The organism is Fibrobacter sp. UBA3629, assembly GCF_002374005.1.
Lineage (GTDB): Bacteria > Fibrobacterota > Fibrobacteria > Fibrobacterales > Fibrobacteraceae > Fibrobacter.
This window is the reverse complement of the sequence record NZ_DFLC01000008.1, coordinates 15019-15281: the sequence shown is the minus strand read 5'-3', so window position 1 is coordinate 15281 and position 263 is coordinate 15019. Positions and strand designations below refer to the sequence as shown.

The following is a 263-nucleotide window of genomic DNA, read 5'->3' as shown; positions in this document are numbered from 1 at the left end:
AATGTCTATTGGCACAATTCTTTCGGACGCGTTCCCAAGGTGACGAGCGAGGCGGATGGTTCCTACGCCTCGATGGTCCACATCTACAATTCCTATGTGGATTACAACCACTGGCATGTGATTGATGCCTCCGGGAAAAGCGACAAGAAGACGCAAGTCCTTTACGAAAACAACTATGTGAAAAATCCGCAAATTCAGGTGGCCGGAAAGGATGCCTATTCCTTGATCAAGTTCAAGAATACGACGGTCACCGGAGCAAAGAG

1 pseudogene is annotated in these 263 nt (G+C 48.3%); it reads left to right on the top strand.

What is annotated here, in order from left to right:
* Positions 1-263 (top strand): annotated as a pseudogene (locus B2310_RS03025) (pectate lyase); the annotation flags it as partial.